The sequence below is a fragment of the uncultured Alistipes sp. genome, assembly GCF_902388705.1.
Taxonomy (GTDB): domain Bacteria; phylum Bacteroidota; class Bacteroidia; order Bacteroidales; family Rikenellaceae; genus Alistipes.
The window spans coordinates 1-9,419 of sequence record NZ_CABMQJ010000068.1 but is presented as its reverse complement, the minus strand read 5'-3'; the positions used below and the strand labels follow the sequence as shown (position 1 = coordinate 9,419).

The window sequence follows — 9,419 nt, the reverse complement described above, 5'->3', positions numbered from 1 at the left end:
CCCGCCTGCATGTTTTTACCGGCGGTTTTTCCCCGGTTTCCGGGCTGCCGCTTCCCGCGGCCGCCGGGCATCGCTCACTCCATCGGCCGCACGCGGACTTCGGTCACGCCCTCCAGTTCGCGCACCAGGCGGTCGATGTCGGTCTTTTCCTCCACCTCGCCGTAGTGGTACGGGTAGAAAATCGCGGGCCGGATAGCCTTGACGGCCTCGACGGCCTGCTCGACGGTCATCGTGTAGGGCTGGTTGACGGGCAGGAACGCGATGTCGATGTTTTTCAGCGCTTTCAGCTCCGGTGTCGGTTCGGTGTCGCCCGCGATGTAGATGCGCGACCCGCCCACGGTGAGGATGTAACCGCAGTCCTCCCGGTCTTTGGGGTGGAATTGCAGGTGCCCGGCACTCGTGTTGTAGGCCGCTACGGCTTCGACTTTCAGGTAATCGCGCGGGGTGGCCACGCTGCCGGGCCGCATCGTGTAGCAGTTCATCTCGAAAGCCTCGGCCGACGTGCGGTCGCAGAGTATTTCGGTCTGCGGCGTCTGGAGGGCCTCCACGGCGGCCACGTCCAGATGGTCGTAGTGCGAGTGGGTGACGAGCACGACGTCGGCTTTGGGCAGTGCGGCGTAATCGGCGTATCCGCTCACCGGGTCGACGTAAATGTATTTGCCGTCCGCTTCCAGCGAGAGTGAGGCGTGTTTGAAAAACGTGATCGTGAGCTGCGTGCCGTCACGCGTCGTCAGCGTGTCGGCCGGGTATTCGGGCGCTTTCTTTCCGCATCCGAAGAACGATAGGATGGACATAAGCAATAAGAGTTTTGGGTACATGCTCAAATATTATACATTACATGACCAATATAGTGAAAAAATATGAAATATTCGTACCTTTGGGCTGCAATCGAATTTGAAAAAAGAATGAAACCGACTTATAAGGGGCTTCTCGTGCTGGTTGTTGCGCTTTTTGCGGCTGCGGGCGTTTCGGCGCAGGATGCCGACCGCATACTCGGCACTTACAAGGCCGTGGAGGAGGGCAAGGAGTCGAAAGTGGAGTTTACACGCCGGGCGGACGGAAGCTACCGCGGGCAGATTGTCTGGCTCAAGAACCCCGACAACCCCGACGGAACGCCCAAACTGGACGTGAAGAATCCCGACAAGTCGAAGCGCTCGGTGCGTGCCGACCGCGTGGTGGTGGTCGACGGCGTGAAATACGATGCGGCCAAAGGGGTGTGGAACGGCGGCCGCGTCTACGATCCGACCAAAGGCAAAAGCTACAAGGTCGAGGTGTCGTTCGAGGACGAGCGCACGCTGCGCGTCAGGGGCTCGCTGCTCGGCTTCAGCCGCTCGGTTTACTGGACGAAAGTCGAATAAATGCATAATTTTTCCCGTTCGACGCAGTATTTTCCGATATTATACGTTTATATCACAAATATTATTTAAAAATTCAATATGATGAAGAAGGTTTTGTTTGTAGCAGCGGTAGCTATGTCGCTGATTTTTAGCGGGTGTATCAAAGAGGACAGCACCTATAAGAAGTTGCAGCCCGTACAGCCGGGAGTGAATATCTACCAGGGTGCTATGAACCAGAATTTCGTGGCCATGCAGCAGGCCAATATCGGCATGCGCCTGGCGCTGCTGCTGGGCGAAGCCAAGAAGCAGGGCAAAGTGGAGGTGGAAGATTTGGACAACCTCGTGGTCGACAAGGTGAACGTGATGGATCGCCTGCTGGGCATCTCGACGAAACTCACGAAGACCGCAACCGGATACAAAATCGAGTTTTTCCCCGGATATACCGATATCGATTACTACACGCGCGAGGGTGTCGTGCTGATCGATACCCACGGTGCGGAGCAGTTGGTCGACGCCAGCACGGCGAATCCCTGGTCGATTACCTTCGAGGACGGGCTGAAGATGGCGTACAACGGCAATACCAACGGGGACAATATCATCCTTACGGGCGGTTCGACGGAAATCTACAACGAGGGCGACGGTACCTATGCAATCAGCATTGCGGGCCAGAAGTCCTATATTTCCAATGCGGAGAAACTCGTTTCCGACTGGAACGGCCGTTTTACCCTGAAACCCGAGAATGCAAACTTCGCCTTCTCCGACTGCGTAGGCAAGAAGTTCATGTTCAACGGCTCGGCCAACGGCGCTACGTTCAATACGTACGACGGCGCTTCTTCCACGAGGATGAGTTTCAGCATGTCCAACGGCGAATATTACGGAACGACCAGCATCCGTACCGGCAAGGTTACTGCCGAGCTGCTCGACAACTACAATTTCAGCCTCTATCCCTCGCCGCGCGTGACTGTCGAGTGGACGGTCAACGAGGCCGGCACGAAAGTGCAGCAGACAATCAGCTACAACGGCAATACGGTGACGATTTAATCTCCGGCGATACGAAAAAGGCGGTGCGAATTTCGCACCGCCTTTTTTTATGCCCGGCCCTGCGGGACGCCCGGTCGGGTAGGGCCCCGCGTGTGGTCGTTGTGTCCGCGTGTACGGCCGTTGCACCTGCCTGTTGCGGCCCGTATCCGGCTGCCGCCCGGTTTTCCTCCCGTCCTGCGGTTGGTTTTTCCTTCTGTCCTTTTCTCCCGTCCTTGTTGCCCGTCCTTGTTGCCTGTTTTTTTCTGCCTGTCCTTGCCGTCTATCCTGCCGCCTTTATTCCGCTCGCGCTTCGCCGGGCTGCTGCCGGTCGAGCCGCATGACCGATGGAATGCAGAACGCCGCCAACCCGATGACGAAGATGATGCTGCCGGCGATGACGAACGTGGTCGTGAGCCCGACATTTTCGGCCAGGAACCCCGTGCCGAGCAGTCCGATTGCCGAGGGAAGCAGCCCGAAACTGTAATAGAGCGACATCACGCGTCCCAGTACGCCCGCGTCTATGCGGCTTTGTATCACGGATACGAACGATGCGTTGAACACGCTGCTGGTGATGCCCTCCACCGTGGAGAGCAGTGCGAACCAGACGAATGCCGTCGGCGGCAGCATGCCCGACGCGGCGAACGACAGTCCGATGGTCAGGTACATCAGGTTCACCAGCACGATGCGGTTGACGCGGTAGGTGCGGATGCCCATGACGGCGCCGCCGATGAGCGCCCCGCCTCCCCAGACGATTTCGATCAGGCTCATGTCGTAGGCGTCGCCGCCGAAGTGCTGCAGGGTCATCAGCGGGAACATCACGCCCACGGGCATGATGAAAAACCATACGAGGATGGCCAGCGTGAAGAACCAGCCCATGCCCGGAATGGCGTGCATGGCGCCGAATCCCTCGCGGAACTCGCGCCACAGGTCGTGCTTGAGCGTGCTCCGCTCCGGGTTGGGAATCCGGACGAAGAGCAGGGCGGTGCAGGCCGCGACGGCGCCTGCGACATCCAGCAGCAGGATATTGCCGATTCCCGTCAGGCTGATGAGCAGGGCCCCGAACGCCGGGCCGACGATGTTCGACAGCGAACTGATGATTTGGTTGATGCCGGCGATGCGCGTCAGTTGTTTCTCGGGCGCCAGCAGCGGCACCGAGGCCTGCATGGCCGGCGTGTGGAAAGCCGACCCCACCGAGCGGCAGGCCAGCAGGACATAGATATGCCACATCTGCGCCGCTTCGAGCCAGAACAGCACGGCCAGAGCCAGCGTGCAGAGCGCGATGAAACTGTCGGCGAGTATCATCGTCAGCTTGCGGTCCCAGCGGTCGACGTAAACCCCCACGAACGGCCCCAGCAGCGACTGTGGCAGCATGCCCGCAATGGCGGCCAGCGCCAGCACCTCGGCCGAGCCGGTTTCGATGCTCATCCAGAAGATGATCGCGAAGCCGACGACCGAGCTGCTTAATATCGATACCAGCTGCCCGCTCCAGATAACGGCGAATGTCTTTTTCCAGTTTTCCACGCTTTGTTTTCCGTATTACATCCCTATGCGCGGGAAGATGAAGCCCACACGCATATTGTCAGACCAGAACCAAAGGTGCTGCGGGCTGAATTTAATCAGTTCTAAATCTTCGATGCTGCCGATGGCGAGTCCCATGTTGTCGGTAAAGGTTCCGCGGACTTTCTGTCCGTCGGTGGGCATCGACTCCAGTTGCAGGCTGACAAATTTCAGGCCTGTATCGTCCTGGATGCGGAATGTCAGCTTCGACGGATTGGCAAGCAGCTGCTGTTCCGTTTTGTCGAAGAGCTGCAATGCGTCGCCGTTGCGGTAGATTCCGACGGCTTCGGTGTTTTGCAGCGCCGTGCGCTGGGCCTTGACGGCGGGATCTTCCGTTTTGTCTTTCGAACAGGAGAGTGCCAGGGCAAGGCAGAGCGGGATGAGGTATTTGAGTCGTTTCATGGCGGATGCTATTTGACGGTGATATATTTGACGATATACTGCTGCGACTGATCTCCGGCGTCGGTGATGACGGCTGTGAGGTGGTGATCACCGGCCGCTAATGTCGTGTAGGTGTTTTGGGTTTTCCGGCCGTCGATATACCAGTCGATTCGGCTGACCGGGCCCGGATAATCGCGTACGCTCAACAGGGCGGGGATGTCGTGGGCGTAGCCTTCGGCCGGCACGGCGATGTGTACGCTTTTACCGGCATCCACCGGCTCCGTATCGAAAGTCAGGGGCTTGCCGTTGACTGCGGTCGTGCCGGTGTCCGTGACGGACACCTTATATGTCGTAGCGGGCGTGAGTCCGGTTATGTGGAAGACATTGCTCCCCTTTACGGTTGCTTCCCTGTGCGTTTGTCCCGATTCCCAGGTGACTTTCCACACGGCCGCCGCATCTCCGTTCCAAGTCAGCAGGGCGTCGTACTGGTTCGCAAGGACGTCGACCTTGAGCACGAATTTGGGTTGGGCGGTCAGGAGGATATTTTCGCCGTCGAGCCGGATTCCGCTGACGATAAAACCGGGCTCGTCGTTATTCCACGAAATGTAGTCCTTGTTGGTTGTCGCGGAGAGTTGCGTGATGCCGTCCGTTCCGGGGAAATAGGTTCTTACGGGAATATAGGCGGAGGCATTCCCGGGAGTCGACCGGACGAGTTTCAGGCATTCGTGGGCCGGGTTGCAGTTCAGGATATTGTTATTCCAGGCATTTTTAGAGCTGGATGTATAATCCACGTGGTACACAAGCATGCCCCGGCTTTTTTCGGGGGCTGCGTTATAATAATTGTTTTTGGGGATGTAATTGTCCCACTTGAAGCTGCCTGCACCCCGGGCCTCCAGCAGGAAATAGTCGTTATCCGTTTCCGTGTGCACGAGGTATCCCTTGTCTTTCCAGGCAGGTTCGAGCGTGTAGTTTCCCCCGGCCGTGAGCACTTCGGGTTCGGCCCAGCCGGCCATCCATCGCTCCAGTATGTTGAGCGACGGCGGAGTGCGGCTGTCATTGTTGTAGCAGCCTGTGCACATGAGCGAAAAGTAATCCAATGCGGAGGTGTTTCCTCCCGATGCCGTGTAGTCGGTGTCGTAAAAATCCTGCCAGCCCAGTACGTGCCCGAATTCGTGGCAGAATGTGCCGATGGCCGCCATCTTGATGCCGTCGGAATAGGAGGATAATTCGCTGGAGCAGGCGTAGCCGTTAAGTTCCGCTCCGTCGAAGAAGTTCCCGAAATATACGCTTGAACGGTGGGGCCATATGCCGTTGGGATCGCTGCCGTCGGCTTCGTTGCCGCCCGCGTAGAAGACGAAGATGTCGCGTATGGTGCCCTCCTCGGCGAACTGCGAAAAGTCCACATCGGCATCGGCCAGGCGGCAGGCTTCGGGGATGAGTTGCAGCTGGACCGCGGCTAAATCGGAGGAGCCGGGGTAGTAATATTTGCGGGGATGCGAGAGCGTGTAGGGGCCGACGACGGTGAATTCGGGGTCGAAGCGGCCGTTCGAATTATCGTAGTAATAGTTCCATGCGCTTCCTGTAGCCCCGTTTTCGTTGTAACCGTCCTCATTGAGCAGCCTTGTGAAAGCCGCCTGTGGGGAGGGCGTCGTGAATTTGAGGTCGCTGAATTCGACCAGGATAATGAGTCCCTTTTGCTTGCCGGAGGGGTTGAACCGGGTTCCGTCGAGTTTTTCCGGGGGAGTCATCCCGCCCTTTTGTGCCGTGGGAACGGCCGTGTGCCCGGATGCCGCCGCGCGCATCTGCTTTTGGCGCATGGTCATTGCGGGACGCACTCCTTTTTTCAGCGTGCCGATTTTTTGCCGGTCGGAAGCCGTGAGCATCTTCACCGGTTTGGCCTTGATTCCGGTCGAAACCAACTGTCCGCGGGTGTCGAGGGTCGCGAAGTAATAATCCCCGTTGGCCCCGCTTGTCAGGGCATAGCCCTCCTCGGAGAGTGTGTAGTGATAGAATTCGTCGCCGTAGATGCGGACTGTGAGCTGTGTACCGTCGCTTTGGGTCACTTTGACAGGACCCGGTTTGGCCGGTATGGCCTGGGCTGTGCCGATTCCGGAGAAGAATGTTGCGAGCGCAGCGGCTAATAGGAGGGAAACGTGTCGCATATAATCTTTTTTAGATATGAGTGCTTAAATGTACGATAAAATACAGGAATTGCCGCCTAAAATACCGGAAACCGTTCTGTAGGGATATACGCCGGAGCAAAAAAAAGGCGGACACACGAGGTGTCCGCCGCTACAAACCTTTCTTCGAAAGGCTTATTTAACTGCTTTAACTATTGCCTCGAATGCTTTCGGCTCGTTCATCGCCAGGTCGGCCAGAACCTTGCGGTTCAGAGCGATACCCTTGGTGTTGAGTTTGCCGATAAATTGCGAATAGGTCATTCCCTGGGCGCGGACTGCGGCGTTGATACGCGTAATCCACAGCGAACGGAATGTCCGCTTCTTGAGTTGACGGTGTGCATAAGCATAGCACAGACCTTTTTCGACCGTGTTTTTCGCAACGGTCCAAACGTTTCCCCTTGAACCAAAGTTACCTTTGGCAAGTTTCAAAACTTTCTTCCTTCTTGCGCGTGACGCAACAGCGTTGACTGAACGTGGCATACTGTAAAGTTTTTGAAGAGCTGTCAGCGATACGGTTCTCCCGCATTCTTTGGGGCTGGTTCGCTCCGGTTAATAAAATTCCGCCGGTTAATTACTTAACGAGCAGGTTCTTGATTTTGGCCTCGTCGGCCGCGGAAACGGTACCCGAATAGCAGAGGTTGCGTTTCTGTTTCGTCGTTTTTTTGGTCAGGATGTGACTGTGATAAGCGTGTTTACGCTTGATCTTTCCCGTGCCGGTGAAGGTAAAACGCTTCTTCGCAGCGGCATTAGTTTTCATTTTCGGCATTGTCGTAAATAGTTAATTAGTTAAACATAGCCTGCAAAGATACGAAAAATTCCGCACTGTGCAACCCGGGCGCCGAAAAATCTCGTGTTTTTCTTCCTCTCGCCCGGTTATTGCAGTTCCCCTGCGGCGGGACTGCCCCGGAGTGCCGGCGCCGCTCCCCGCGGGGCGGGCCTGTTTGCAGTTCCGATAATTTGTCGTATCTTTGGATTAGGTGTATCGATTCCTATTCAAAATTTAAAACCGCAGCTGATGGAGTGGGATTTTATATTGCGTTTGTGTGTGGCGGGCCTTTGCGGTACGGTGATCGGCCTCGACCGTGAATACCGGGTCAAAGACGCGGGTTTCCGCACGCATTTCCTGGTGGCGATGGGCAGTGCGCTCATTATGATTGTTTCGCAGTACGGCTTCGCCGATGTCCTGGCGCACTCCGGTGTGGGGCTCGACCCCAGCCGTGTCGCCGCGCAGGTGGTGAGCGGCATCGGTTTCATCGGCGCCGGTACGATTATTATCCACCGCCAGCTCGTCCGCGGGCTCACGACGGCGGCGAGCCTCTGGGCTACGGCGGGCATCGGCCTTGCTGCCGGCGGCCGCATGTATATCGTGGCTGCCGCGGCTACGCTGCTGACGCTCTTCGCGCTCGAAGCGCTCACGCTGGTATTCGGCGGACTGGGGCGGCGTCGGACGATGGTCGTATTTTCGGCGACGGATCGCAGTGTGATCGACGCCATGTTCAACCGCCTGCAGAGTAAGGAGTATGCCGTCGTCTCCTACGAAGTCGAGGCGCAGCGCAGTGCCGCCGGTGTCGTTTACCGGGCCACGCTGGTAATCCGTGCCAAAGGCAATACCGAAGAGGAGCGCTATATCGACCTGCTGCGCGAGGAGCCCGACATCACGGTCGAGCGGATTGTTTAGAACCAGCGGAAAACCTCTATGAGTGCCGCTTCGCGCGCCATGTCGTTGGGATTCGTCCCCGGCACGCCCTCCGGGACTGCCTCGCCGCGGCGTGCGAAGAGCTCTGTCCAGAATTGCGGCAGCGTGCCGTCCGCGGCGCGGAAGTTCATCGGCCTGGCCGGGAAAACAGGCGAGCCGTCCTCCCGGAGGTAGCTTTCCCAGACCAGCTCGCTGCAATAATATGCGCCGTTGCCGGGCCGGAACGCATAGTCGTAGGGGAGTCCGCGCAGTTTCTGGGCCCGGCGTACCGCCGCCGCAACCCCCGTCGTATCTTTCAAACGCATGGCCACGACCGCCGGCCGTCCGTCGATTTTGGCCGACCGTCCGAGAAATTCCGGCAGTGCGGTGAGCCGGACGCCTCCATCCGTCGTGGCTTCGAGCACCGAATCCGCACCGTTCGCTGCCACCGCAATCCCCACATGCGAGAAATTAAGCCGCCCGTCGCTGCCCGTTGCGGCGGTAATCGCTCCGGTCATATCCGAGTTCTTTCCGGCCTGGAAAAGCAGGTCGCCCGTTTGCAGCCGGTCGCCGTTCCGGCCGCATGAAATGGCCGAAAAAAGCATACCTATATATAATAAAGTCCGTTTCATTCCTCTCCTGTGTTTGTTCGTGCAAATATATTAAAAAATTTTCACAACTAACTGCCTGACCGATAGCGGGGTGCAAAACGGGTGTCGAAATTGTCGAAAAAAAGTCCCGGAATTATTTGGAAATAACTCCGGAATACCCTTATCTTTGCAACCGCTTTGAGAGAGAAACACCACTCGAAAGCGACCAAAAACACGTTCTGAAAAATTTTGAAAAAAGTTCCAAAATCTTTTGGAGATTCGGAAAAATGACTTACCTTTGCACCCGCTTCGAATAAGAAATACGGTTCGAAACGATAGGAAAAAAGGTTCTGAAAATTTCTGAAAAAAATCTTTCGAAAAGATTTGGTGGTTCAAAAAAGTTGACTTATCTTTGCACCACTTTCCGCTGAAAAATCGGCGGTCGGAACAAAGGGAAAAGCCGCAAGGTTCGACCCGACAAAAAGAAAGAAATTGTTCTTTATAGCAATATATTTGAACAGCGTTCTTTGAAGTATTTGAGCAGCTAAAAGTTTTCCACTCTCGCGAGAGAGTGAATTTCAAACAATACCTTTGAGATTTGAGCTAAAGATTTAAAAACAAAACATTTTATACAATGGAGAGTTTGATCCTGGCTCAGGATGAACGCTAGCGGCAGGCC

At 56.4% G+C, this 9,419-nt stretch carries 10 protein-coding genes; 3 read left to right on the top strand and 7 right to left on the bottom strand.

Annotated features, from left to right (window positions below):
• Positions 1 to 74 precede the first annotated feature (74 nt).
• On the bottom strand, positions 75 to 794 hold the full coding sequence (locus QZT71_RS11045) for an MBL fold metallo-hydrolase (protein ID WP_295916093.1): 720 nt from the start codon (positions 792 to 794) through the stop codon (positions 75 to 77).
• 111 nt (positions 795 to 905) lie between these two features.
• Here QZT71_RS11045 and QZT71_RS11040 point away from each other — a divergent pair, with 111 nt between their 5' ends.
• Positions 906 to 1,358 (top strand): DUF2147 domain-containing protein, encoded by a 453-nt coding sequence (locus tag QZT71_RS11040; protein WP_295916090.1) that lies wholly within the window; start codon positions 906 to 908, stop codon positions 1,356 to 1,358.
• Between the two features lie 78 nt (positions 1,359 to 1,436).
• Positions 1,437 to 2,378: a hypothetical protein gene (locus tag QZT71_RS11035; RefSeq protein ID WP_295916086.1), complete on the top strand. Its 942-nt coding sequence runs from the start codon at positions 1,437 to 1,439 to the stop codon at positions 2,376 to 2,378.
• Positions 2,379 to 2,651: 273 nt separating this feature from the next.
• Here QZT71_RS11035 and QZT71_RS11030 read toward each other — a convergent pair whose 3' ends face one another.
• The 5 genes from QZT71_RS11030 to rpmI all read right to left on the bottom strand — a co-directional run bounded on the left by QZT71_RS11030 (position 2,652) and on the right by rpmI (position 7,241).
• Positions 2,652 to 3,878: an MFS transporter gene (locus QZT71_RS11030; protein ID WP_295916083.1), complete on the bottom strand. Its 1,227-nt coding sequence runs from the start codon at positions 3,876 to 3,878 to the stop codon at positions 2,652 to 2,654.
• Between the two features lie 15 nt (positions 3,879 to 3,893).
• Positions 3,894 to 4,316, bottom strand: a complete 423-nt coding sequence (locus QZT71_RS11025; protein WP_295916081.1) for a hypothetical protein — start codon at positions 4,314 to 4,316, stop codon at positions 3,894 to 3,896.
• Positions 4,317 to 4,324: 8 nt separating this feature from the next.
• On the bottom strand, positions 4,325 to 6,358 hold the full coding sequence (locus tag QZT71_RS11020; RefSeq protein ID WP_295916080.1) for a M6 family metalloprotease domain-containing protein: 2,034 nt from the start codon (positions 6,356 to 6,358) through the stop codon (positions 4,325 to 4,327).
• Positions 6,359 to 6,610: 252 nt separating this feature from the next.
• Positions 6,611 to 6,955, bottom strand: coding sequence for a 50S ribosomal protein L20 (gene rplT / locus QZT71_RS11015; RefSeq protein WP_295916078.1), 345 nt, complete (start codon positions 6,953 to 6,955; stop codon positions 6,611 to 6,613).
• 91 nt (positions 6,956 to 7,046) lie between these two features.
• The gene (rpmI, locus tag QZT71_RS11010; protein WP_009598828.1) at positions 7,047 to 7,241 is read right to left on the bottom strand and encodes a 50S ribosomal protein L35; all 195 of its coding nucleotides are present in this window, start codon (positions 7,239 to 7,241) and stop codon (positions 7,047 to 7,049) included.
• 249 nt (positions 7,242 to 7,490) lie between these two features.
• Between rpmI and QZT71_RS11005 the strand changes: the two genes are divergently transcribed.
• Positions 7,491 to 8,153: an MgtC/SapB family protein gene (locus tag QZT71_RS11005; RefSeq protein WP_295916072.1), complete on the top strand. Its 663-nt coding sequence runs from the start codon at positions 7,491 to 7,493 to the stop codon at positions 8,151 to 8,153.
• Here QZT71_RS11005 and QZT71_RS11000 read toward each other — a convergent pair.
• Entirely contained in the window at positions 8,150 to 8,782 is a 633-nt protein-coding gene (locus QZT71_RS11000; RefSeq protein ID WP_295916069.1) for a YiiX/YebB-like N1pC/P60 family cysteine hydrolase, read from the bottom strand. The genes QZT71_RS11005 and QZT71_RS11000 overlap by 4 nt on opposite strands.
• Between the last annotated feature and the right edge of the window lie 637 nt (positions 8,783 to 9,419).

Bases quoted from the DNA above. Each gene is read 5' to 3' on its own strand.
- QZT71_RS11045 (WP_295916093.1), bottom strand. From the start codon at position 794: ATGTCCATCCTATCGTTCTTCGGATGCGGAAAGAAAGCGCCCGAATAC.
- QZT71_RS11040 (WP_295916090.1), top strand. From the start codon at position 906: ATGAAACCGACTTATAAGGGGCTTCTCGTGCTGGTTGTTGCGCTTTTT.
- QZT71_RS11035 (WP_295916086.1), top strand. From the start codon at position 1,437: ATGATGAAGAAGGTTTTGTTTGTAGCAGCGGTAGCTATGTCGCTGATT.
- QZT71_RS11025 (WP_295916081.1), bottom strand. From the start codon at position 4,316: ATGAAACGACTCAAATACCTCATCCCGCTCTGCCTTGCCCTGGCACTC.
- rplT (WP_295916078.1), bottom strand. From the start codon at position 6,955: ATGCCACGTTCAGTCAACGCTGTTGCGTCACGCGCAAGAAGGAAGAAA.
- rpmI (WP_009598828.1), bottom strand. From the start codon at position 7,241: ATGCCGAAAATGAAAACTAATGCCGCTGCGAAGAAGCGTTTTACCTTC.
- QZT71_RS11005 (WP_295916072.1), top strand. From the start codon at position 7,491: ATGGAGTGGGATTTTATATTGCGTTTGTGTGTGGCGGGCCTTTGCGGT.
- QZT71_RS11000 (WP_295916069.1), bottom strand. From the start codon at position 8,782: ATGAAACGGACTTTATTATATATAGGTATGCTTTTTTCGGCCATTTCA.